Genomic DNA, 21,639 nt, shown 5'->3' on the forward strand with positions numbered 1-21,639 from the left:
GCCAATGAAACCCATCAAAGGTTCTCAGACGGAAAAAAATCTTCTCAAAGCGTTCGCGGGCGAATCGCAGGCGCGCAACCGCTACACCTATTACTCGGGCGCGGCAAAAAAAGAGGGCTACGAGCATATCGCGGCTTTATTCCTGGAAACCGCCGAAAACGAGAAAGAACACGCCAAGGTGTTTTTTAAATTTCTGGAAGGCGGAGACGTTGAAATAACGGCGTCCTATCCCGCCGGAAAAATCGAGAGCGCCGTCAAGAATCTGGCGCACGCCGCCGACGGAGAAAAAATGGAATGGGGAACGCTTTACCCCGAGTTCGCGGCCGTCGCCAAAAAAGAGGGCTACGACGAAGTCGCCAAAGCATTCGAAGAAATCGCCCGCGTCGAGGCGTTCCACGAAAAAAGATACCGCGCGCTCGAAGCCAACATCAAAAAGTCGTCGGTTTTCAAAAAAGCGGGGGCCGTAAAATGGCACTGCCGCAACTGCGGCTATATCACCGAAGGCGCGGAAGCTCCCAAACAGTGTCCCGCGTGCAAACATCCTCAATCCTACTACGAATTGCTGTCCGAGAATTACTGAGCGTATGACATTAAGCGAACGTTTGAAGACGTCACTTTATTCCGAGGCGGCGGCCGCAGTGCTCGACGGCCAAAACGTGATCAAAAAATATTTTGAGCGCGGCTTTAAAATCGAGTACAAGGGCGACATCGACCCTGTAACAATAGCCGACCGCGAGACGGAAAATATCATAATAAAGCGTCTCAAAAACCGCTTTCCCGACATCGGTTTTCTGTGCGAGGAATCCTGTCCCAAAGAGATGAGGGAAGGAACTTTCTGGGTTCTCGACCCGCTGGACGGCACGGTCAATTTTGTGCATCATTGTCCGGTATTTTCTACGTCCCTTGCGCTTTTCTCGGACGGAAAAATCGTTTTGGGAATAGTCAACGACGTAATGCGCTCGGAATTGTTCGGCGCGGTGCGGGGACGCGGCGCGTTATTAAACCGCAAACGCATAAGAGTATCGGGCGTCAAAACGCTCAACCGCGCGCTGTTAGTCACGGGCTTCCCGTATTACATAAAGGAACGCCACAACCGCGTGATAAAAAACTTCAAAAATCTGGTGCTTTCCGCGCAGGGCATAAGACGGCTGGGCTCGGCGGCGCTTGATTTGGCCTACACGGCGTCGGGCAGGTTCGACGGTTTCTGGGAAGAGGGCCTCGCCCCGTGGGACGTTGCGGCGGGTTCGCTTCTCGTCGAAGAAGCCGGAGGTCGGGTGAGCGATTTCGCCGGAAGCGACGATTGGCTCTTCGGAAAAATGATAACGGCCTCCAACAGCCGCATCCACAATTCGATGATAAAGATTTTGCAGCAATGATGAATAAGCAAATCACAAAACTTACCCCCTCACCTCAATCCTCTCCCTCGATGGGAGAGGCGGCCCGAAGGGCAGGGGAGGGTGAAATAAAAAGTATCGTCCCAGATGGCAGGAGGGCAAAAATATTCCGGGCGCTGAATTCTCCGACGGGAAAATAGTTTCGTGACGGGCTGATGACCTATTACATACAGGAGGAGTAAAGATGAAAGTGACAGTTCTTGAAGATGTTTGCACCGGCTGCGGGCTTTGCGTTTCCGACGCGCCCGATGTTTTTGAAGTCCCCGAAAGTGTGGCCAAGGTAAAAGTAAACCCCGTGCCCGCCGCCCTCGAAGAATCCGCAAAACTGGCCGCGGCCGATTGTCCGGTCGAGGCAATAAAAGTTGAATAAATCAAAAAGCGCGGGCGACCGCGCAGACGCAATAGTATCGCGTCTGCGACGGAAATACCGCGACGCGAAGATTCCTCTTGAGTTTGCCACGCCGTGGCAGTTGCTGGTGGCCGTAATATTGTCGGCGCAGTGCACGGACGAGCGCGTCAATAAAGTCACGCGGGAACTGTTCAGAAAATACCGCACGCCCGAAGATTTCGCCGCTGCGCGCGCCTCGGAGCTGGCAAAAGCCGTGTTCTCGACGGGATTCTATCGCGCCAAGGCGAAAAACATCGCCGGGGCGGCAAAAGCCGTAATAGAAAAATTCGGCGGGAAAGTGCCGCGCACTATGGAAGAAATTCTTACGCTTCCCGGCGTGGCCAGAAAAACCGCCAATGTGGTGCTGGCTCACGCCTACGGAGTCGTGGAAGGCATTGCGGTCGATACCCACGTAAGACGACTGGCGGCGCGGATGGGACTGACATCCGAGAATGACCCCGTCAAAATCGAACGCGACCTGATGTCCGTCGTGGCGCGCAATAACTGGCGGAACGTTTCGCTTCTGTTACAGTACCACGGACGGGCGGTTTGCCGCGCGGCAAAACCCGCCTGCGGCGCGTGTCTACTCTCGGATATATGCCCGAGCGCGTATTCATTCGGGGAAAAACCGGCGGGGAAAAATAAAAAATGAAAAAAATCGAACTGAAAGTAAATTCCAAAAAAGTGCCTCTGAATTTTTTCGTAACCGGGTTTTACATACGCACGATTGAAGCGATGGTAAAATCCCTGCGCGGCACGAAAAAACCCCGCAAAATCGAAATAACCATTTCCTGAAACTCATAAAGAAAATGCGCGGGCTGTATGATACTTTCTTAACGTCTTAACATTGTGCTGAGAATTCACTAAACTACGGAGGTTTTATGGCAAAATTGTCAGCGCTGGTTTTATCCTGTATGTTTGCGGCGGCCTCGGCGGGACTCGCGGAAACTTCAAATTACGAAGTCGGCGCCTGCGCCGAATGCTCGCCGCACAAAATGGCGATGATGCACGGCTCTATGGATATGAAAGAAAAGGCCGCAGAGGCGCAAACAAAAACGTCAGATACCGCGACATCAGCCACAATGAAAGCCGAAGCGGCGTGGACAAACAAAGTATTCACCGCCGACGAACTCAAAAAATTCGACGGAAAAGACGGCAGGCCGTCGTATGTCGCGGTGGACGGTATCGTATACGACGTGACCGGCGTAAAGGCATGGGAAGGCGGACGACATAAAAATATGCACAACGCCGGAGCCGACCACACGTCGGATTTCCACAAGAAAGCTCCCAAAAAAATCCACCACGACGGGAAAGCGCTCGATAAACTTCCGAAGGCGGGCGTTACCGAGTCGTATAAAATGATGAAACCCGTCAAGGGCCATATGCACGACGGAAGCAAACAGATGCCGGACGTCTCCGCGCCCGCGGCCGGCGCCGTTTCCGACTATAAAATCGAGCCCTCGTCATACGGCCGCACGGTGACATGTCCCGTTACCGGTGATAAATTTAAGATTTCAAAGGAAACGCCGGCCGTCAAATATAAAGGCAAGGAACAGTACTTCTGCTGCCCGGCCTGCGTCGACGACTTCAAAAAAAATCCCGCTAAATATGTAAAATAGGACGAATGGTAAAAAAATGACCGCATACATATTCGGCAAACCGGCATACGTCTGGGGCGGCATTGTGATAGGAATTCTATTCGTCCTGACGATATTCACGGGTATTTTCATGGGCAGATTCGGCATAAAAATAAGGACTCACAAAATCCTCGCCGGAGCGACCGCTGCAATGGCGGCTTTGCACGCCGCGGGAGGGTTATACGTTTGGTTTTTTTAAATAACGGAGGGTATGCTTTATGCAGACGGTAAAAATCGACAAGATAAAAGAGTTCGCCGAAGAAAAGCTCCTGAAGAAAGTTCCGCTCGAAACCGACAAGATAGTATTCAATAATTTTTTTCTCAAACCCGGACAGATTCTGCCGTTTCACAAACATCCGGCCACCGACGAACTTTTTTATATCGTCGAAGGCGCGGGGGAGTTTACCGTGGGCGATGAGCAGACGGCGGCCGGCCCCACAGCGGCCGTGTACGGCCCCGCGGGAGTTTATCACGGAGTGGTCAACTCGGGCGACAAGGATATGGTCATGATTTCCGTGCAGGGACCGAAGCCCGTGGAGACGATTTTTAAGGAAAACGCCGCGATAATCTGCCCCGTATGCAAGCAGGAAGTCATCCTGAAAGACAACGCCAAAGAGGGCGATAAACTGGTATGCCCGCGCTGCCAGGCGAAATTGACCCTTAAAAAAGACGGGGCGAAATTCGTCGCCGTTCATTGAACCGCGAACCATCGCCGAGAGTGAAAATTATGCCGCCTCCAAAATCCGTATACCTCGACAACCAGTCGTGCACGCGGCCGGACGACCGCGTGATCGAAGCGATGCTGCCCTGCATCGGCGAGGCCTACGGCAATCCGCAAAGCATTCACTCGCGCGGCGCGACGGCCAAAGACGCTCTCGACGAAGCCCGCCAAAAAACGGCGGCGTTCTTGAACGCTTCCCCCCGGGAAATAATCTTCGCGTCGTGCGGCTCGGAGGCGAATAATCTCGCCGTAAAAGGCACGATGGCAGCGCGAGCGAATGATGGCCGCCACATAATAGTTTCGGCGGTCGAACACTTTTCCGTGCTGCACGCGGCAAAACGTCTGGCAAAATCCGGAGTCGAGCTGACAGTAATCGGAGTCGATAAATACGGCACGGTAATGTTCGACGAACTCTCCGCCGCGATTCGGCCCGACACCATACTCGTCTCGATACAGCACGCCAATACGGAAGTCGGCACGGTGCAGCCGATAAAAAAAATATCGCAGATAGTGCGCTCCAAAAATCCTAAAACGACTATTCATACGGACGCCGTCGGCTCCGCCGGAGCGATTTCTCTTGACGTAAACGACCTCGGGGTCGATCTTATGACCATAGCGGCTTCCCAGTTCCACGGACCCAAAGGCGCCGCCGCGCTCTACGCCGCCAAGGCGGCGCGCCTGATTCCGCAAATCGACGGAGGGATTCAGGAGGATGGCCGTCGGGCCGGCACGGAAAATCTGGCCGCCATCGTCGGCATGGGCAAGGCCTGCCAGATAGCCGCGGCCGAACTCGCCGAAAATGTCAAGAAAATTACCGCTTTAAGAAATCGTCTGGCCGAAGGTGTAATATCCAAAATACCGCACGTTTATCTCAACGGACATCCGCACGAGCGTCTGCCGGGCAACGTCAACCTGTCGGTGGAGTTCATAGAGGGCGAGGGGATGCTGCTGTTACTGGACCAAAAAGGCATAGCGGCTTCGTCGGGCTCGGCGTGCACGTCGAAGGCGCTGAAACTTTCGCACGTGCTCGAAGCCATGGGCATCGACGTGGCCGTGGCGCAGGGCTCGCTTCTTTTCTCTCTTTCCAAATACAATACCGCCGACGATATCGATTACGTCATAGCCGAGCTGCCGCCCATAGTCGAGCGTCTGCGGTCGATGTCGCCGACTTACGCGCACTTCGTAAAAACCGGCGAGCGTATGAAAGTCGGGCCGGGCACGGACTACGAACATCACGGGCATAATCATTAATTATTGAAATGTGACACGGAGGCAAAATGCCGTTTTATTCCGAAAAAGTAATGGATCACTTCGCCAATCCCCGCAACGTCGGAGAGATAAAAGACGCCGACGGCGTGGGCGAAATAGGCAACCCCGTCTGCGGGGACATGATGACATTCTACGTAAAGGTAAAAGACGGACGGCTGGAAGACGTGAAGTTCAAAACCTTCGGCTGCGGAGCCGCCATAGCGGTTTCATCTATGGTCTCGGAAATGGCAAAAGGCAAGTCCATCGACGAAGCCCTTAAAATCACCAACGCTTCCGTGGCGCTGGAACTCGGCGGACTGCCGCCCAATAAAATGCATTGCTCAAACCTCGGCGCCGACGCGCTCCGCAAGGCCATAGAGGATTATCTGACCAAAAAGGGGGACAAATGAACAAATCCTCCGATAAAGCGGCAAACAAATGCAAGTGTCCTTATTGCGACGAAGAACTCAAGTTTTCCTGTTTTGAACCGGCGTTTTGCGTGCCCTGCAAAGTCGAAATAGTCATCTGCGAAAAGTGCGGCCAAAGCATTAACGCGGCGCAAAAATCTTCGCACACATGCAAGGAAAATAAATGAACGCCGAAGCCGCCAGACCCAAAATAACATTGATACTTTTTTCGGGCGAACTCGACAAAGCCATCGCCTGTTTCACGCTTGCCGCCACGGCGGCGGCCGGCGGGTTCGATGTTACGATATTCTTCACTTTCTGGGGCCTCAATGTCATCAAGAAAAAACGCTTCGCCGTCGGAAAATCCCAGAACCTGTTTCAGAAACTCTTCAATCTGATGAGCACGTCGCGCCTGCCTCTCTCAAAGTTGAATTTTTTTGGGGCAGGACCCGTCATGATGAAAATTTTGATGAAAAAAACCGGCGCGGCGCGCCTTGATGACCTTATAAAAACCGCGCGGGACCTTAAAGTAAAATTCATCGCCTGCACGACATCCTGCGGAGTGATGGGCCTCGGCAAGGACGAGCTTTCAGGCGACGTCGACGAATTCGCCGGCGCGGCGACCTACCTGGCCGAAGCCAAAGGCGCCGGCATCAATCTTTTCATCTAATACAAACGCATTATGTAGCGCGACCTTTTAAGGTCGCCTTTTGCCCCGATAAATCGGGGCACTACATGTCAAAACAAATAATGCGATTGTATTAAAATCAAAGAGCGTCAAATACCCGGCCAAACGGAGTAGCGCGATGGAAGCGTCAAAAAAAATCGACTGCACCGGCCTTTTCTGTCCGATGCCCGTCGTAAAAACCAAAATCGAACTTGAATCCCTAAAACCCGGCGAAGTCCTGGAAATCACCGCCGACGACCCCGGTTTCCAAAAAGATTTGCCGGCGTGGTGCTCAATGGCCGGCGAACAATGCCTCGGTGTATTCCTCGAAGGGAGTATCATCAAAGGTTACGTCAGAAAAAAATGAGCGCGAAAACCGCCGGAATATCGTCGGGATCATATTCGCAAAAACGCGATTTTACGCGCACGCCGGAACCTGCCGGCGACGGACGGCGATTTGTCGTCGCCCGTCACAAAGATGCCTCTGCGGGAGGCGGAATATTCGTGGTGCATAAACACGCGGCGTCTCATCTCCACTGGGATCTGCGGCTTGAAAACAACGGCGCGCTCGAGTCGTGGGCCGTGCCGAAAGAACCGCCCGTGGAACCGCTCGTCAAGCGTCTGGCGGTGCGCGTGGAAGATCATCCTCTGAGTTACGCATCCTTCGAGGGTACCATACCGGAAGGCAACTACGGCGCGGGCGCCGTCGAGATTTGGGACAAGGGAACATACGGCGCGATTAAACGCGAGGCGCGCGAAATATTAGTCGATTTCAAAGGCAAAAAACTCCGCGGCAACTACGCTCTCATAAACACCGGCGGCAGAAACTGGCTTTTTTTTAAGAGGAAAATATGAGCGAACTTGAATTTTTTCTCGACGACAAAGATAATGCGGCTCCCAAACCGTCCGCGTCGTGTCCGGCGGCGTCTCTTAAACCCGCCGACGCCGGCAAACTCTACGACCTGGCCATACTCGGCGCGGGCCCGGCGGGAATGACCGCGGCGGTTTACGCGTCGCGCAAAATGCTCGACGCCGTACTTATAACAAAAGACATCGGCGGCCAGCCGTTGCTGACGGCTAAAATCGAAAACTATATGGGCTACCAATACATATCGGGAAAATCGCTCATAGAAAAATTCGACGAGCAAGTCAGAAAATTCCCGATAGCCGTCGTGGAAAACGACGGCGCGGCCTCGATAAAAAAAGAGCCGGACGGATTCTCCGTCGCGACGGAAAGCGGCAAGAACTTCCGCGCGCGCTCTCTGGTGATTACATCCGGAAAGCGCTCAAGAGAACTCGGGGTGCCCGGCGAGAGAAAGCTGGTCGGAAAAGGCGTGGCGTACTGCTCCACCTGCGACGCGCCGCTTTTCGGCGGCAAGGACGTAGTCGTCGTCGGCGGCGGAAACTCGGCGCTTACGGCCGTTAACGACTTGCTGAAAGTCGCGCGGAAAATATATCTCGTCAACAATCTGCCGGAACTGACCGGAGACCCCGTGCTGCGCGGCAAGGTTGAAACTCCGAAAGTCGAAAAAATAATGCCGGCCTCGATTTCCGAAATCGTCGGCGAAAATACGGTCGAAGCCGTGAGCGTGAGAACATCCGACGGAAATCTTCGACGGATAGAAGCGCAGGGAATATTCATAGAGATAGGCCTGGAGCCCAACAGCGCGTTTGCGGACGGCCTGCCGGAACTTAATTCCTCCGGCGAAATAAAAGTGGACTGCCGTTCGCGGACTTCCGTCGAGGGGATATTTGCCGCCGGAGACGTCACGGACGTGCCGGAGAAGCAAATTATCGTCGCCGCGGGCGAAGGCGCCAAGGCCGCCCTCGGCGCGTACAGATATCTGGTCGGACTGAAAAAATGACGGGCTGGAGGGAAAATGAGCATACTTTCAAGCGAAATACTTGAGCGGCTTAAAGACGAACTCTCGGGATTATCGTCGACGGTCAACATAGTATTTTTCGACGACCCCGACGGCAACTGCCGCCATTGCCGCGAAACTTCCGAATTCCTCGACGAGACAGCCAATGCCGCCGCCGGTAAAATAAACGTCCGCAAAATTGTGATAACGGACGACGCCGAGTCCGCCGGCAAATACGAAGTTTTCGCCGCGCCGGCCATAATATTGCTTGACGCCGGCGGACGGGACCGGGGCATACGCTTTTTCGGAATTCCCGGCGGTCACGAGTTGGCTTCCTTTGTTGCGGCGGTAAAACTCGTTTCGGCGGGCGGAGCGGGACTTTCCGCCGAGACGGCAAAAGCCGTCGCGGAACTGCAAAAAACCGTCGACTTAAAAGTTTTCGTCACGCTGTCCTGTCCGTACTGCCCCGCCGCCGTGCAACTCGCCCACAAGTTCGCCTACGAGAGCGCGGGCAAGATTACGGCGTCCATGATTGACGCCGCGGGTTTTATGAGTTTGTCCTCAAAACATTCCGTAATGAGAGTCCCGAAAATCGTAATCGCCGACAAGGACTCCGTCGAAGGCGCTCCCTCGGAGGCGGCTCTTTTGGAGCGCGTTAAAGCCGCGGCGCAATGATGTCTAAAAATATCATAATAGCCGGCAATCACGGAGCCGGCAAAACCACGCTTGTAAAATCCCTGGCCGCGGCTTATCCGGATTTCTTCGGCGGGTTTTACACGCAAGAGACGCCGGGAAACGTTTTGATAATAAAAACTCTCGACGGCGTAGAAAGAGTGTTTGCCTCAAAAAATGCCGCCGACCTCGCGGGCGGCAGGATCGCAAAATTCAAAAAATATCGAGTTGATTTGGACGCTCTGGAAGACGTCGCCATACCGGCGGCCGACGAGAGCGTAAGGTCAAAAAAAATAACCATTCTCGACGAGATAGGTTCGATGGACGTGCTCTGCGAGGCCTTCCGCGTCGACATACTCCGCTGGCTCGCGTCCGATTCCGGCCTGATGCTGGCCACGATATTGCCCAAGTCCCGCCTGTTTACCGACGACATAGCAAAACGCCCCGACTGCGCCGCGCTTTATCTTACCCGTCACAATTTCCCAAAAGTCCGCGCGGAAGCCGCGCGGCTTCTGGGCCTGCCGCGCCGCTGAGCACTATCAAAATATCCCGCATTTTTTGTATACTACGCGCTATAGATTATGAGAAAAATACATACGACAAAATCCGCCTGCGCCGCGCCCGTGTTTAACCGCATAACGCCCGGTCTTATGCGCGCCATGCCGTACGAGGGCGGACGGAAAAAAATCGATATCCTCATCGAAACTCCGGAGTTTACCTGCCTTTGTCCGTGGTCGGGGCTTCCCGATTTCGCGCATTTGGCCGTAAGATACGTGCCCGATACAAAAGTGGCGGAACTTAAGGCCTTCAAGTTTTACATACAGTCCTACCGTATGGTCGGAATTCTGCACGAAGACGCCGCCAATCGAATCTGCGACGACCTGGCCGCGGCTGTCCGTCCGCGCGAATTGACGGTGGAAATTACGTTCAACCTTCGCGGCGGGATAAAAACAACCGTGACGAGACAATACCGCAAAAAATAAAATGTTCGACCACATAAAAAGAATCCACTTCGTCGGGATAGGCGGCTCGGGGATGTCGGGCATCGCCGAAGTTCTTCTGAATCTCGGCTACCGCGTATCCGGCTCCGACCTTAAAAAATCAGAAACGACCGAGCGCCTCTCAAAACTCGGCGCGAAATTTTCCGTGGGTCACCGCGCGGCTAATCTTGCCGGAGCCGACGTCGTCGTGACGTCCACGGCCGTGCGCCGGGACAATCCCGAAGTCGCGGAGGCGGGACGCCGTAAAATTCCCGTTATCCCGCGCATCGAAATGCTTGCCGAAATAGCCCGCCTCAAATATACCATAGCCGTCGCCGGAACTCACGGAAAAACCACCACGACTTCTCTTACATCTCTTATACTTACCGAAGGCGGGCTCGACCCGACGGTGGTAGTCGGCGGGCGTCTGAAAAATATATCCGGCGGCGCAAGATTGGGCAAGGGAAAATATCTTGTCGCCGAAGCGGACGAATCCGACGGCTCGTTTCTGAAACTTTCGCCGGCGCTCTCCATAGTAACCAACATCGACGACGACCATCTGGATTATTACGGCACTATGGAAACGCTTAAAAAATCATTTCTGGACTTCATCAATAAAGTGCCTTTTTACGGCTGCGCGATACTATGCGCCGACGACAAAAACATCCGCGAACTCATACCGTCGGTCAACAGGAGATACGCCACGTACGGTTTCGGCAAGGGTTTGGATTACACCGTGTCAAATTTCCGAAGCGACGCGGCGAACACCTCGTTCGTTATTTCAAAGGGATCTAAAACCGTAGGCAGAATAACGTGGGGCGTTCCGGGACGGCACAACGCCCTTAACGCGGCGGCGGCGGCGGTTTGCGGTATGGAACTCGATATTCCATTTTCTAAAATAAAAACGGCGCTCGCGTCTTTCGGCGGCGTCGCGCGGCGTCTTGAAACGAAATATCGCCGCAGCGGGATCGTCATCATCGACGACTACGGACATCATCCCACGGAAATAAAAGCCACACTGTCCGCCGTGAAAGAACGCTGGCGTCCGAAACGCCTGATGGTAATTTTCCAGCCGCACCGCTACAGCCGCACGAAACTCCTGTACAAAAATCTGGCGCGGTCGCTTTCCGCCGCCGACGAAATTTTCCTGATGCCGGTATATCCGGCGGGGGAAAAGCCGATTGCCGGAGTAACAAGCCGCCTTATAAAAAAAGAAATCGAAGCCGCCGGCGGCGCGGCGGAGTATTTTTCGTCCGGCGACTGTCCGTCTCTGGCCGCGCGTCTGAAAGAAGGTGATGTGGTGGTGACTCTCGGCGCGGGAGATGTAACCGCGATATCGGGCATATTATCGGAGGCCGCCGGACGGTGAGTGTCTCGAAAGCCGCCATTCTTGCCGTCGCCTCCGACGTAAAAGAAAACGAGCCGCTGTCGGGCCGGACCACATTCCGCGCGGGCGGAACCGCCAAATACTTTGTAATCGCGCAAAATCTTGCCGAACTAAAAAATCTTCTGTCGCTCCTTCGCGCCGAAAAAGAAAAATATTTTTTGCTGGGCGCAGGGTCGAACGTGCTCTTCGCCTCCCCTGTTTACGACGGAGTAGTGGTCGCGCTCGGTGGCGATTTCAGGAAGATATCCCGCAAAGGAAACGCCGTAACCGCCGGCGCCGCCGCCAGAATGGGCACGCTTGAGGCCTTCGCGGTAAAAGAGGGATTGTCCGGCCTGGAAACGTTGAGCGGAATACCGGGCACCGTCGGAGGGGCCGTGGCGGGCAACGCCGGCGCCAACGGCGGCTCCGTAGCCGACGTATTTGAATCCGCCGAAGCTCTCGACGCTAATCTGGAAGTAAAATCAATCCCGAAAAGCGGCGCGGAGTTTTCATACAGAAGTTCGTCGCTCTCGTCTTCTACTATACTTGCGGCGACTTTCCTTCTGAAACCGGACAAACCTTCCGAGATACTCAAACGAATCGACGCTATAATGGCGCGGAGAGTCGCGGCGCAGCCGCATTTGCCGTCGGCCGGATCCGTTTTTAAAAACCCCGCCGGAACCGCCCCCGCCGGAAAATTGATGGATGACTGCGGCCTCAAGGGTCTTAAAATCGGCGGAGCGATGATATCGAACGAACACGCCAATTTCATAGTCAATACCGGCAACGCCTCGCCGGCCGACGTTCTGGCGCTGATGGAAGCCGCCGCCGGTAAAGTAAAAGAAAAGTTCGGCGTGACGCTTGAGCCGGAAATAAAGGTTGTGAAATGAACGCAAACAAAAAACGCGCGGCCCATCCGCCGATTAAACCGTCGGCCGGGATTCCGAAACACATTTCAAAAATGAAAATAGCGGTGCTGCTCGGCGGGCCGTCATCGGAAAGAGCCGTGTCGCTCAGAAGCGGAGCGGCGGTGGCCGGAGCGCTAAAAAAACTTGGAGCGACGCCGATAAAAATTCTCGTCGGCCGCGACATTTCGTGGCTCGCGCGGCTGAAACACGCGCGGCCGGATTTCGTATTCATCGCTCTGCACGGAAAATACGGCGAGGACGGCGCGGCGCAGTCGGAACTTGAATCCGCAGGATTCCGATACTGCGGCTCGGGTCCGGCGGCGTCGGCTCTTGCGATGGACAAAGCCGAAACAAAGCGGGTGCTGGAAGCATCGGGCATACGCACACCCGCGGGACAGCTTGCGCGACGAGGAACGAAAATACCCGCGACAACTTTTCCGTGCGTGGTCAAGCCGTCCGACGAGGGTTCCGCGGTGGGAGTGGCCATAGCCCGAAACCGCAGCGAACTCTCAAAAGCCGTTAAAAGCTCGCTCAAATATTCTTCGACGGCTCTGATAGAAAAATACATTCCCGGCGTCGAAATTACCGCCGCCGTGCTGGACGGCAAATGCCTGCCGCTCATAGAGATAGTTCCCAAGGGGAGCTTCTACGATTACCGGTCTAAATATTCCCCGGGGATGTCGGACCACATAGTTCCGGCGCGCATAACGTCCGCTGCGGCGCAAGAAGCGTCCAAGATTGCGGCAAAATCTTTCCGCGCGCTCGGATGCCGGGCATTCGGCCGCGTGGATATGAAAGTGGCGCCGGACGGACGCATTTACGTCTTTGAAGTCAACACCATTCCCGGCCTTACCGCCACATCGCTTTTTCCCGACGCGGCCAGGGCGGCCGGCATATCATTCGAGCGCCTGATAGAACGCATGATAAGAGCTTCTCTTAAAGCCGCCCGCCGGTAAAAGCGCCGGCTGACTCAAAAAAAATCTTTCCCGGATTTTATCGTGAGAAAACCAAGAAAAAGAATTAAGGTCAGATTAAGGAGCGAAGTCCGCAGAAAACGTCTCCGCGCCATAGGTTTGGCCGCGGCCGCATTGACGACGGCGGCGCTCGGCATTATGGGATTCATGGCCGCCAGAAACGGCATAACGGACTATCTGGGCTCCGCGCGGTTCGCGGTGAAAGAAATATCCGTTGAAGGCCTCCGCGGCGTCGACGAAAAAATAATTATGCCCCAACTCGAACCGCTGCGCAAGTCGACCGTCTGGAACGCCGATTACAAAGGCGTCGCAAAGCGGATAATGGAGAAACATCCGCGCGTGAAAAAAGTTTCCTTTCGCAAACGCCCTCCGGCGGCGGTAATCGTTAAAATCACGGAACGCGAAGCCGAGGCAGTCATCAAAAAAAACGGACGGCTCGACGCCGTCGACAAGCACATGGCGCTGTTTGCTCCCACTGACGAAGACCGGGCCGGACTCCCCGAAATACTCGAACCTCCCGACGAGGCCGCGCCGGGCATCGTCGCTTTTCTCGACGCGCTCGGCGATGTCGACGCGGCTTTCAAAAAACGCGTGAAGTCCGTTTCAGTCGATTCCGTCTCAATGCATCTTACCCTCGACGACGACACCGCCGTATTGTGGGGCGCAACGCCGGAAAAACCCTCGTCAAAAAATGCCCTGAAGGCCATATCGGCCAAAATCGCGCGTATAAACCTCATAATGGCCGACGCAAAAAAAAGGTTCGGCGGATGCCTTTATATCGACCTTACTCAATCGCCCGAAACCCTCGAACGCGTGGTTGTAATGCCGCAGGGGAAAAAGATATAATCAAGGCGATAAAAAAATACCGCGGCGACGGTGAAACGGACGCGCGATTAAATTGATCAGGCGGACGTAAGCGTAAGGACGCGGTGAATTTACCGACGGAGAAACGAAATGGCGAAGCAAGACATAGTCGGAAGCGTGGATCTGGGCAGCAACCATGTGGTCTGCGTGGTGGGTCGGCCGTCGGACAACGGCATCATAGAAGTTCTGGGCGCCGGCAGAGTCGAGACGAAGGGCATAAAAAATGGCGTGGTAGTGGACGTCAAAGAGGCCTCGGAAGCCATAGAGGCCGCCGTGAGATCGGCGGAAGAGTCCTCTGATCAGGTATTAAAACATCTCTACGTCGCGCTGAGGGGATCTCACCTTGAATCTCACAACAGCCGCGGAACCGTGGCCATATCCCGCACCGACAAGGAAATCACCGAGGAAGACGTCGACGCCGCAGTTGAAACCGCCAAGAGAAACATCCGTATTTCCGCCGACAGAGAAATAATTCATTCGATACCGCAGGGCTTCACCGTAAACTCTCAGACGGGAATTCTCAATCCCGTCGGAATGGACGGCAGCCACCTTGAAGTGGAAATTCACGTCATCACCGCATCCTGCGACCATCTCAACAACATTCAAAAAGCCATAGCCAGAGCCGGCTTCGACGTAGTCGAGTTCATTTATGGAGTACTGTCGCTGGGCGAGTGTGTCGTAACTCAGGAAGAAAAAGATCTCGGCTGCATACTTGTGGATATAGGCGGATTATCGACGGGTATAGTGCTCTACCAGAACGGCGGAATACAGACCTCAAGCGAAATCGAGGTCGGCTCCGACAACATCACAAAAGACCTCGCGCATTTCCTGAAAACAAAAGCCAAAACCGCCGCGGAGATAAAAGAAAAATACGGCGTCGCCATGAAAAAACTCATGAAAGCCGACGAGGCGTCGCAAAAAATCTCCTACACCGGCATAGACGATAAAACACCCCGCGAAATAAAACGTCAGGAAATAATCCCGCCCATAGAATCCCGTCTCGACCAGATAGTGACTTTCATGGCCGACTCCGTGGCCAAGGTCGGTTATTCGCAGGAACTTTTCGCCGCGGGAGTGATACTGGCCGGAGGCGGCTCGCGCTTAAAACGTATCGACGAGGCCTTTCAGGAATGGCTTAAACTCTCGGCGCGCGTAGGCATAGTCACCGACGTGGAAGGCGAAGCCGACGTAGTCGGCAATCCGTCTTATCACACCGCCATAAGCATGCTGAAATATCACTTCGGCGATACGCGTTCCGCCAAACCCAGGCGCGGCGGCGGCAAGGGGATGTGGCAATCCGTATCCAAATGGTGGGAAGAGGCATTCTAAATGATCGGCAATAATAACGACGACGGCATCAGACGCGGCAGACCCGAATTCTCCGAAAGTCCCGCGGTAATAAAAGTGATCGGCATCGGCGGCGCCGGCGGCAATGCCGTCAACCGCATGATAAACTGCGGACTCTCAGGGGTGGAATTCATTGCGATGAACACCGACGTGCAAGTGCTCCGGTCGTCGCTGGCGGGCACGCGGATACAACTCGGCAAGGAGTTGCTCGCCGGTCTCGGAGCGGGAGGAAGCCCCGAAAAAGGACGTCTGGCCGCCGAGGAATCCAAAGACCGCATAAGAGAAGTCGTGACCGGCGCCGATATGTTATTTATAACAGCCGGCATGGGCGGAGGCACCGGCACCGGAGGCGCTCCGATAGTCGCCGAAATTGCGCGCTCTATGGGCATACTTACCGTCGGAGTGGTCACCACGCCGTTCGAGTACGAACTGCAAATAAGAAGAAAACAGGCGAATCAGGGCATAGATGAACTCAAAAAACACGTCGACACTCTCGTTACAATACCCAACGACAAAATATTCGTGGTCATTGACGAACGAACCACTCATCTGGAGCAGGCGCTCGTCATTATCGACGACGTACTCAGACAGGCGGTGCAGGCAATCTCGGAGATCATAGTGAAACCCGGCATCATGAACCGCGACTTCAACGACGTCAAAGCCATCTTAAAAGACGCCGGCGAGGCGCATATAGGAATGGGCGAAGCGTCCGGCGAGGACAGAGCCAGAACCGCCGCAAGAAAGGCCACGGAAAATCCTCTGCTTGAAAATGTCTCGATAGCCGGCGCCAGGAAGATACTCGTCAACATTACGGCATCGGCAAAACTTATGACCAACGAAGTGCGTGAAATCATGGAATTGATCAGGGACGCGGTATCGCCCGAAGCCGATTTTGCGTACGGCACCGTAAGGGACGACGACATGGAGGATCGCCTGAAAGTTACCGTCGTGGCTTCCGGACTTCCGCCCGCGCCCAAAACTCTCAGGAAAACTCCGGCGCAATCGAAAACGCTTCCGGAACATCCGTCGAAACCGCCGGAAAAAAGTCACGGCAACGTGGAGATTCCGGCTTATCTCAGCTGGAAAAAACAATTCAAATAATCGCGACGGAAAATAACGGCGGGGAGAACCCAGATGCAATTCGCGGAACTGCTTAAGAAAATGACGGAGACGGGGGCATCGGACCTTCATATAAGATCCGACTCGGCTCCGGCGCTGCGCGTGGACGGAGTGATCGCAAAAATCGAAGGAGCGACGCATACCGCCGCGGAGGTCGAAAAGATGGTCGGCGAGCTGCTCGACGACAGAAACCGCGCCATGCTCAAAGATCATTTTCAATGCGATATGGCGGTATCCATGGAAGACGGCTCGCGTTTCCGCCTCAACGTGTACCGGCAGAGGGGGCTGTTGAACATCGCCGTGCGCGCCATCCCCGTGTCGGTGCCGTCGCTGGCCGACACGAAACTGCCGGCTTCAATCGCCAAAATCGCCGAAAACAGACGCGGACTGGTTTTGGTCACCGGCACCACGGGCTGCGGAAAATCGACCACCCTGGCCGCAATCATCAACCACATCAACGAAAACAGGGCGGCGCATATAATTACCGTCGAAGACCCGATCGAATTTATCCACAAAGATAAAAAATCCATTATCACTCAGCGCGAGATCGGCCTGGACACCGTAAACTACGCGGAGGCCCTCAAGCACGTCGTCCGCGAGGACCCCGACGTAATTCTGATAGGGGAAATGCGCGACATTGAAACCATGGCCACCGCGCTTACGGCGGCGCAAACAGGACATCTTGTGCTGTCCACCGTGCACACCATCGACGCAATGCAGACGATAACCCGCATAATCGACATGTTCCCGCCGCACCAGCAAAACCAGATACGGTTGCAGCTCTCCGACACGCTCAAAGCGGTAATATCGCAGCGACTGGCGCCGAACGCCTCCGGCAAAGGACGTTTGCCCGTGGCCGAAATACTGGTCGTCACGGGCCTTGTCAAAAAGTTTATAGCCGAAAACAACAACGTCGAGATAATAAGCGCCATGAAACAGGGGCAGTATTACGGAATGCAAAGTTTCAATCAGGCGCTGCTGGCTCTCGTCAAAAACAAAGAAATAAACCTGCAGGACGCGCTGGAAATTGCCACCAATCCCGAAGAACTTATGCTTTCCATAAGGGGCATAGAATCGTCTACGGCCTCCGCGTCCAACATTCTGGAAAGATTCTGATGTCCGCCTGGCGGCGCGACGGCGACCGGCTCATTGAAACCGGCTTTGCGGAAATCGGCGCGGACGCCGCCTTCACTCTGGCGGGCCTCGGCGATATGAGCGACGCGGCCGCAAGGCGGAAGGCCTTCGGCGACGAGCGTCCGGCGATTTGCTCTCAGACGCACGGAACCGCTATTGTCGAAGCGGCGGCCACCGACGCGGGCCGCGAATTCGCCGCCGCCGACGGCCTGGCGGTTTCAGGCGAAGATTCTCCGGCGATAGTCATACGCACAGCCGACTGCGCCGCGGTGTATCTGTTTGGCGCATCCGAAGAAAGAGCCGTTCTCGTACACGCCGGACGGAAAGGCGCGGCGGCGGGTATAGTCGAAAAAGCCGCGTCGCTGTTTAAAAATCCGTCGTCAATCCGTGCCGCCGTAGGACCTCACATAGGCGCCTGCTGCTACGAAGTCGGCGGGGATGTCGGCGGCGAGTTCGGACAATTCTTCGACGGCAAAAAACTGGATCTGGGCGGTTTCATAATGTCCCGCCTGAAAGCATCCGGAGTTCCGGCGGCCAATATATCGCCGGCGAACATTTGCACATGCTGCGGCGGAGGCGACTATTTTTCTTACCGCCGTCAGGGAAAAGCGGCGGGAAGACACGCGGCTTTTCTGAAGATGTCCGCAATAACAGGCAAACGACGGGAGCCAGACAAATGAGCATTATTAAGATAGCGCCTTTGAGAAAAAAAATCGACGGCGTGGACGAAAAAATCATCGCGCTGCTGGTCGAGAGGGGAAAACTCGCCGCGGAAATAGGCCGGATAAAGAAATCCCGCGACGCGGAATACTATGTGCCGTCGCGCGAAAAAGAAGTGCTTATGAAACTTCGCGACAGAAACGTAAAGCCGTTCACCCGCGAGTCGCTTGAAAATATTTTCAGGGAAATCCTCAACGCCACACGCTCCGTCGAAAAAAAACTTTCCGTGTCGTACTTCGGCCCCGAGGCGACGTTCACTCATCAGGCGGCGCTCAAGAGCTTCGGCGTAAATGCCGTCTACATAGCGGCCGATACGATATCGGGGGTCTTCGAGGAAGTCGAAAAATCCCGCGCCGACTACGGCGTTGTCCCCGTGGAAAACACGTCGGAGGGGATGGTAAATCACACTCTTGACATGTTCTTCGACTCGGACCTTAAAATAGCCGCGGAAATCAATCTGCCCATAGAACACTGCCTACTTTCCAAATCGTCCTCTATAGGTTCAATCAAGGTCGTGTATTCGCATCATCAGGCGCTAGCGCAGACGCGCAACTGGCTCTCAAGGCATCTCGGCGGCGCGCGCGTAGTCGAAACACTCTCGACGGCTCACGCCGCAAAAATAGCCGCCGGCAAATCTTCCGCGGCTGCCGTAGCCGGCTCGGCGGCCGCAAAGATGTACGGGCTGAATATCCTTGCAAAAGGCATAGAGGATTCCAGGACAAACTACACGCGCTTTCTGATAATAGGCCGCGGGATGTCATCGCCGTCGGGCAGCGACAAGACATCGGTGATGATTTCCATAAAAGACCGCGTCGGCGCGCTCAACGATATTTTGCTGGCCTTCAAAAGACACGGCATCAATCTCACGAAAATAGAGTCGAGACCGAGCAAAAAAAAAGCGTGGGATTATGTCTTCTTCATAGATTTTCTCGGACATATCAACGACTCAAAAGTCAAAAAGGCGCTGACCGCCGTCGACAGAAGCGCGCGCTCGGTAAAGATTCTGGGCTCTTACCCGCGCGCCGAATAACGCCATCCGGAACTCATTATGAAACTAAAAAAACTTGTGCGCAAAGCTGTAAAAAACTTCGCTCCGTACGTGGCGGGGCGCGACCTTGAGTCGGTAAAAAAAGAATACGGAATCAAATCCGTAATAAAACTCGCGTCCAACGAAAACCCTCTGGGCGCGGGCCGCGCGGCGGTTGAAGCCGTAAGAAAAGCCGCAGCCGGCATATTCCGCTATCCGGACAGCGATTCCTCCGCGCTCCGTGCGGAGGCGGGCAAAAAATTGGGCATCGCCCCCGAAAATATTGTCGCGGGAGCCGGCTCCGACGAACTTATCGAAATAATAGCCAAAACTTATTTTAGCCCGGGCGACGAGATAGTAGTTTCCAAACACGCTTTCATCAGATATAAAATGGCGGCGGAACTTATGTCGGCGCGCACCGTCGAAGTGAGTGTTTCCGGCCTGAGTCACGACCTTGAAGCGATGGCGCGCGCAGTCACTTCCCGCACAAAAGCGGTTTTTATAGCCAACCCGAACAATCCGACCGGCACATACAATACGGCGCTTGAGTTAGAACGGTTTCTAAAAAATCTCGCGCGGCGAAAACTTGAACCGCTGACAATCGTGGACGAGGCATATTTTGAGTACGCCAGAGAATTCCCGGACTATCCGGATTCGTCAAGATATATCGCGCGGCATCCGAACATTGTCGTATTGAGAACTTTTTCCAAGATTCACGGACTTGCCGGATTGCGTCTCGGACTTGCCCTCTGCTCAAAAGAAGTCGCCGCGGAACTCAATCGCGTGCGCCCGCCTTTTAACGTGTCAACCACGGCGCAGGCGGCGGGCATTGCCGCCCTGTCCGACGACAAACACGTGACCGCGTCGCTTACCGCGCTTAAATCGGGGCGGGATTTTATTTACCGCGAACTGAAGAACGCGGGCATTGGTTTCCTCAGAACTGCGGGCAACTTTATACTCGTTGAAGCCGGCAAGCTCTCCGGCGCCGAGATATTTCGCCGGATGATTGCCAAAGGCGTAATAGTCAGGGCAATGGACGAATACGGGCTGCCCGAACATTTCCGCGTTACCGTGGGACTGCCGTCGGAAAACAAGATTTTCGTCGAAGAATTAAAAAAAATAATGAAAAAAGGAGAGCGCGGGCCGCGCAAACGCCAAAAGCGGGCGCGGCAGGGCTTAAAACAACAATGATCATCACACTGAAAAACGGCGCGGCGAAAAAAGACGTCGACGCCGTGGTAAAAAAAATCAAGTCGCTGGGATACACTCCGCACGTGTCGCGCGGAGTAGACAAAACCATCATCGGAATGATAGGCGAAAGGGCGGAAAAATACCGCGAGGCCTTCGAGGCGATGGAGGTCGTAGACCACATAAGCGAAATCGAGAAACCCTACAAACTGGCGTCGAGGGAATTCAAAAAAGAGAATACCGTCATAAAAATAGACGGCGTGGAAATAGGCGGCAACAAAATCGTAGTCATAGCCGGTCCGTGCGCCATCGAGAAAAAAGATATTCTCGTGGAGATCGCCCGTCTTATAAAATCCTGCGGAGCCAAAGGAATAAGAGGCGGAGCGTTTAAGCCCAGGACGTCGCCGTACGCGTTTCAGGGACTCGGCGAGGCGGGATTAAAACTTCTTGCCGAAGCAAAAAAAGCGTCGGGTCTCATTACCGTCACGGAAGTAATGAACATAACGCAGATTGCTCCGGTCGTCAAATACGCCGACGTAATACAGATAGGCGCCAGAAACATACAGAACTACGACTTGCTGAAAGCCGTGGGAAAAACGCGCAAACCGGTTCTTCTCAAGCGCGGAATGGCCACGACGGTAAAAGAGCTCCTGCTTTCGGCGGAATACATAATGTCGGGCGGCAACCACAAGGTAATTCTCTGCGAGCGCGGAATCCGCACGTTCGAGGACTCAACGCGCTTTACTCTGGATTTGAACGCCGTGCCGGTCTTAAAGAAACTCTCGCATCTGCCGGTTTTCGTCGATCCTTCGCACGGAATAGGCATAAGAGAACATGTCGGGGCAATGGCAAAAGCGGCCGTAGCCGCCGGAGCCGACGGCATTCTCATAGAAGTCCACCCGAAACCGGAAGAGGCGCTCTCCGACGGTCCGCAGTCGCTGCTGCCCCATCAATTTGAAAAACTCATGTCGGAGCTCAAACTCGTGGCCGCCGCCGTGGGAAGGCAGATATAAACT

Annotated in this window: 27 protein-coding genes and 1 pseudogene; all 28 read left to right on the forward strand. The window is 54.6% G+C overall.

Annotated elements, in window-relative coordinates:
* Positions 1 to 4 precede the first annotated feature (4 nt).
* The gene (locus tag CVU77_04905) at positions 5 to 580 is read left to right on the forward strand and encodes a rubrerythrin family protein (GenBank protein ID PKN01442.1); all 576 of its coding nucleotides are present in this window, start codon (positions 5 to 7) and stop codon (positions 578 to 580) included.
* A 4-nt stretch (positions 581 to 584) separates the two neighbouring features.
* The gene (locus CVU77_04910) at positions 585 to 1,376 is read left to right on the forward strand and encodes an inositol monophosphatase (GenBank protein PKN01443.1); all 792 of its coding nucleotides are present in this window, start codon (positions 585 to 587) and stop codon (positions 1,374 to 1,376) included.
* 202 nt (positions 1,377 to 1,578) lie between these two features.
* Positions 1,579 to 1,764 carry a ferredoxin gene (locus CVU77_04915; protein PKN01444.1) on the forward strand — a complete coding sequence of 62 codons (186 nt, stop codon included), beginning with the start codon at positions 1,579 to 1,581 and terminating at the stop codon, positions 1,762 to 1,764.
* Complete coding sequence (gene nth, locus CVU77_04920) at positions 1,757 to 2,434, forward strand: endonuclease III (protein PKN01445.1); 678 nt, start codon at positions 1,757 to 1,759, stop codon at positions 2,432 to 2,434. The genes CVU77_04915 and nth overlap by 8 nt, the downstream gene beginning before the upstream one ends.
* A gap of 430 nt (positions 2,435 to 2,864) precedes the next feature.
* Positions 2,865 to 3,071, forward strand: a pseudogene (locus CVU77_04925) (hypothetical protein).
* 346 nt (positions 3,072 to 3,417) lie between these two features.
* Positions 3,418 to 3,618 carry a hypothetical protein gene (locus CVU77_04930; protein PKN01446.1) on the forward strand — a complete coding sequence of 67 codons (201 nt, stop codon included), beginning with the start codon at positions 3,418 to 3,420 and terminating at the stop codon, positions 3,616 to 3,618.
* 19 nt (positions 3,619 to 3,637) lie between these two features.
* Positions 3,638 to 4,117, forward strand: coding sequence for a hypothetical protein (locus CVU77_04935; GenBank protein PKN01447.1), 480 nt, complete (start codon positions 3,638 to 3,640; stop codon positions 4,115 to 4,117).
* A gap of 29 nt (positions 4,118 to 4,146) precedes the next feature.
* Positions 4,147 to 5,391, forward strand: a complete 1,245-nt coding sequence (locus tag CVU77_04940; GenBank protein PKN01448.1) for a cysteine desulfurase NifS — start codon at positions 4,147 to 4,149, stop codon at positions 5,389 to 5,391.
* Between the two features lie 26 nt (positions 5,392 to 5,417).
* A complete protein-coding gene (nifU, locus tag CVU77_04945; protein ID PKN01449.1) occupies positions 5,418 to 5,798 on the forward strand; it encodes a Fe-S cluster assembly scaffold protein NifU in 381 nt (126 codons plus the stop codon).
* Entirely contained in the window at positions 5,795 to 5,983 is a 189-nt protein-coding gene (locus CVU77_04950) for a hypothetical protein (GenBank protein ID PKN01450.1), read from the forward strand. Before nifU ends, CVU77_04950 begins: the two co-directional genes overlap by 4 nt.
* Positions 5,980 to 6,465, forward strand: coding sequence for a hypothetical protein (locus CVU77_04955; GenBank protein PKN01451.1), 486 nt, complete (start codon positions 5,980 to 5,982; stop codon positions 6,463 to 6,465). Before CVU77_04950 ends, CVU77_04955 begins: the two co-directional genes overlap by 4 nt.
* 136 nt (positions 6,466 to 6,601) lie before the next feature.
* The gene (locus CVU77_04960; protein PKN01452.1) at positions 6,602 to 6,829 is read left to right on the forward strand and encodes a hypothetical protein; all 228 of its coding nucleotides are present in this window, start codon (positions 6,602 to 6,604) and stop codon (positions 6,827 to 6,829) included.
* Positions 6,826 to 7,317 carry a 3'-phosphoesterase gene (locus CVU77_04965; GenBank protein PKN01453.1) on the forward strand — a complete coding sequence of 164 codons (492 nt, stop codon included), beginning with the start codon at positions 6,826 to 6,828 and terminating at the stop codon, positions 7,315 to 7,317. Before CVU77_04960 ends, CVU77_04965 begins: the two co-directional genes overlap by 4 nt.
* Entirely contained in the window at positions 7,314 to 8,327 is a 1,014-nt protein-coding gene (locus CVU77_04970) for a thioredoxin-disulfide reductase (GenBank protein PKN01454.1), read from the forward strand. Before CVU77_04965 ends, CVU77_04970 begins: the two co-directional genes overlap by 4 nt.
* A 15-nt stretch (positions 8,328 to 8,342) precedes the next feature.
* Complete coding sequence (locus CVU77_04975; GenBank protein ID PKN01455.1) at positions 8,343 to 8,999, forward strand: glutaredoxin; 657 nt, start codon at positions 8,343 to 8,345, stop codon at positions 8,997 to 8,999.
* Positions 8,996 to 9,529: a hypothetical protein gene (locus CVU77_04980; protein PKN01456.1), complete on the forward strand. Its 534-nt coding sequence runs from the start codon at positions 8,996 to 8,998 to the stop codon at positions 9,527 to 9,529. The genes CVU77_04975 and CVU77_04980 overlap by 4 nt, the downstream gene beginning before the upstream one ends.
* Positions 9,530 to 9,577: 48 nt before the next feature.
* A complete protein-coding gene (locus CVU77_04985; protein PKN01457.1) occupies positions 9,578 to 9,979 on the forward strand; it encodes an NADPH-dependent 7-cyano-7-deazaguanine reductase QueF in 402 nt (133 codons plus the stop codon).
* Between the two features lies 1 nt (position 9,980).
* Positions 9,981 to 11,345 (forward strand): UDP-N-acetylmuramate--L-alanine ligase, encoded by a 1,365-nt coding sequence (locus CVU77_04990; GenBank protein PKN01458.1) that lies wholly within the window; start codon positions 9,981 to 9,983, stop codon positions 11,343 to 11,345.
* The gene (locus CVU77_04995) at positions 11,312 to 12,232 is read left to right on the forward strand and encodes a UDP-N-acetylenolpyruvoylglucosamine reductase (protein PKN01459.1); all 921 of its coding nucleotides are present in this window, start codon (positions 11,312 to 11,314) and stop codon (positions 12,230 to 12,232) included. The genes CVU77_04990 and CVU77_04995 overlap by 34 nt, the downstream gene beginning before the upstream one ends.
* Positions 12,233 to 12,303: 71 nt before the next feature.
* Positions 12,304 to 13,206, forward strand: coding sequence for a D-alanine--D-alanine ligase (locus tag CVU77_05000; protein PKN01502.1), 903 nt, complete (start codon positions 12,304 to 12,306; stop codon positions 13,204 to 13,206).
* Positions 13,207 to 13,362: 156 nt separating this feature from the next.
* Positions 13,363 to 14,070 (forward strand): hypothetical protein, encoded by a 708-nt coding sequence (locus CVU77_05005; GenBank protein ID PKN01460.1) that lies wholly within the window; start codon positions 13,363 to 13,365, stop codon positions 14,068 to 14,070.
* 108 nt (positions 14,071 to 14,178) lie between these two features.
* Positions 14,179 to 15,417: a cell division protein FtsA gene (gene ftsA / locus CVU77_05010; GenBank protein PKN01461.1), complete on the forward strand. Its 1,239-nt coding sequence runs from the start codon at positions 14,179 to 14,181 to the stop codon at positions 15,415 to 15,417.
* On the forward strand, positions 15,418 to 16,536 hold the full coding sequence (locus CVU77_05015) for a cell division protein FtsZ (GenBank protein ID PKN01462.1): 1,119 nt from the start codon (positions 15,418 to 15,420) through the stop codon (positions 16,534 to 16,536).
* Positions 16,537 to 16,569: 33 nt separating this feature from the next.
* The gene (locus tag CVU77_05020) at positions 16,570 to 17,670 is read left to right on the forward strand and encodes a type IV pili twitching motility protein PilT (protein PKN01463.1); all 1,101 of its coding nucleotides are present in this window, start codon (positions 16,570 to 16,572) and stop codon (positions 17,668 to 17,670) included.
* Positions 17,670 to 18,368 carry a hypothetical protein gene (locus CVU77_05025; protein PKN01464.1) on the forward strand — a complete coding sequence of 233 codons (699 nt, stop codon included), beginning with the start codon at positions 17,670 to 17,672 and terminating at the stop codon, positions 18,366 to 18,368. Before CVU77_05020 ends, CVU77_05025 begins: the two co-directional genes overlap by 1 nt.
* A 2-nt stretch (positions 18,369 to 18,370) precedes the next feature.
* A complete protein-coding gene (locus tag CVU77_05030) occupies positions 18,371 to 19,438 on the forward strand; it encodes a prephenate dehydratase (GenBank protein PKN01503.1) in 1,068 nt (355 codons plus the stop codon).
* A gap of 18 nt (positions 19,439 to 19,456) precedes the next feature.
* Entirely contained in the window at positions 19,457 to 20,626 is a 1,170-nt protein-coding gene (locus CVU77_05035) for a histidinol-phosphate transaminase (GenBank protein ID PKN01465.1), read from the forward strand.
* A complete protein-coding gene (gene aroF / locus CVU77_05040; protein PKN01466.1) occupies positions 20,623 to 21,636 on the forward strand; it encodes a 3-deoxy-7-phosphoheptulonate synthase in 1,014 nt (337 codons plus the stop codon). The genes CVU77_05035 and aroF overlap by 4 nt, the downstream gene beginning before the upstream one ends.
* The last annotated feature ends 3 nt before the right edge of the window (positions 21,637 to 21,639 follow it).

It is taken from the genome of Elusimicrobia bacterium HGW-Elusimicrobia-1 (genome assembly GCA_002841695.1).
Taxonomy (GTDB): Bacteria; Elusimicrobiota; Endomicrobiia; order PHAN01; family PHAN01; genus PHAN01.

Excerpts from the sequence above, each read along its gene's own strand:
- CVU77_04950 (PKN01450.1), top strand. The coding sequence starts at position 5,795 with ATGAACAAATCCTCCGATAAAGCGGCAAACAAATGCAAGTGTCCTTAT.
- CVU77_04970 (PKN01454.1), top strand. The coding sequence starts at position 7,314 with ATGAGCGAACTTGAATTTTTTCTCGACGACAAAGATAATGCGGCTCCC.
- CVU77_04975 (PKN01455.1), top strand. The coding sequence starts at position 8,343 with ATGAGCATACTTTCAAGCGAAATACTTGAGCGGCTTAAAGACGAACTC.
- aroF (PKN01466.1), top strand. The coding sequence starts at position 20,623 with ATGATCATCACACTGAAAAACGGCGCGGCGAAAAAAGACGTCGACGCC.
- CVU77_04960 (PKN01452.1), top strand. The coding sequence starts at position 6,602 with ATGGAAGCGTCAAAAAAAATCGACTGCACCGGCCTTTTCTGTCCGATG.
- CVU77_04980 (PKN01456.1), top strand. The coding sequence starts at position 8,996 with ATGATGTCTAAAAATATCATAATAGCCGGCAATCACGGAGCCGGCAAA.
- CVU77_04955 (PKN01451.1), top strand. The coding sequence starts at position 5,980 with ATGAACGCCGAAGCCGCCAGACCCAAAATAACATTGATACTTTTTTCG.
- CVU77_05000 (PKN01502.1), top strand. The coding sequence starts at position 12,304 with ATGAAAATAGCGGTGCTGCTCGGCGGGCCGTCATCGGAAAGAGCCGTG.
- CVU77_05020 (PKN01463.1), top strand. The coding sequence starts at position 16,570 with ATGCAATTCGCGGAACTGCTTAAGAAAATGACGGAGACGGGGGCATCG.
- CVU77_04935 (PKN01447.1), top strand. The coding sequence starts at position 3,638 with ATGCAGACGGTAAAAATCGACAAGATAAAAGAGTTCGCCGAAGAAAAG.
- CVU77_05035 (PKN01465.1), top strand. The coding sequence starts at position 19,457 with ATGAAACTAAAAAAACTTGTGCGCAAAGCTGTAAAAAACTTCGCTCCG.
- CVU77_04990 (PKN01458.1), top strand. The coding sequence starts at position 9,981 with ATGTTCGACCACATAAAAAGAATCCACTTCGTCGGGATAGGCGGCTCG.
- CVU77_05005 (PKN01460.1), top strand. The coding sequence starts at position 13,363 with ATGGGATTCATGGCCGCCAGAAACGGCATAACGGACTATCTGGGCTCC.
- CVU77_04940 (PKN01448.1), top strand. The coding sequence starts at position 4,147 with ATGCCGCCTCCAAAATCCGTATACCTCGACAACCAGTCGTGCACGCGG.
- CVU77_05015 (PKN01462.1), top strand. The coding sequence starts at position 15,418 with ATGATCGGCAATAATAACGACGACGGCATCAGACGCGGCAGACCCGAA.
- nifU (PKN01449.1), top strand. The coding sequence starts at position 5,418 with ATGCCGTTTTATTCCGAAAAAGTAATGGATCACTTCGCCAATCCCCGC.
- CVU77_04905 (PKN01442.1), top strand. The coding sequence starts at position 5 with ATGAAACCCATCAAAGGTTCTCAGACGGAAAAAAATCTTCTCAAAGCG.
- CVU77_04985 (PKN01457.1), top strand. The coding sequence starts at position 9,578 with ATGAGAAAAATACATACGACAAAATCCGCCTGCGCCGCGCCCGTGTTT.
- CVU77_04910 (PKN01443.1), top strand. The coding sequence starts at position 585 with ATGACATTAAGCGAACGTTTGAAGACGTCACTTTATTCCGAGGCGGCG.
- CVU77_04915 (PKN01444.1), top strand. The coding sequence starts at position 1,579 with ATGAAAGTGACAGTTCTTGAAGATGTTTGCACCGGCTGCGGGCTTTGC.
- CVU77_04965 (PKN01453.1), top strand. The coding sequence starts at position 6,826 with ATGAGCGCGAAAACCGCCGGAATATCGTCGGGATCATATTCGCAAAAA.
- ftsA (PKN01461.1), top strand. The coding sequence starts at position 14,179 with ATGGCGAAGCAAGACATAGTCGGAAGCGTGGATCTGGGCAGCAACCAT.
- CVU77_05025 (PKN01464.1), top strand. The coding sequence starts at position 17,670 with ATGTCCGCCTGGCGGCGCGACGGCGACCGGCTCATTGAAACCGGCTTT.
- CVU77_04930 (PKN01446.1), top strand. The coding sequence starts at position 3,418 with ATGACCGCATACATATTCGGCAAACCGGCATACGTCTGGGGCGGCATT.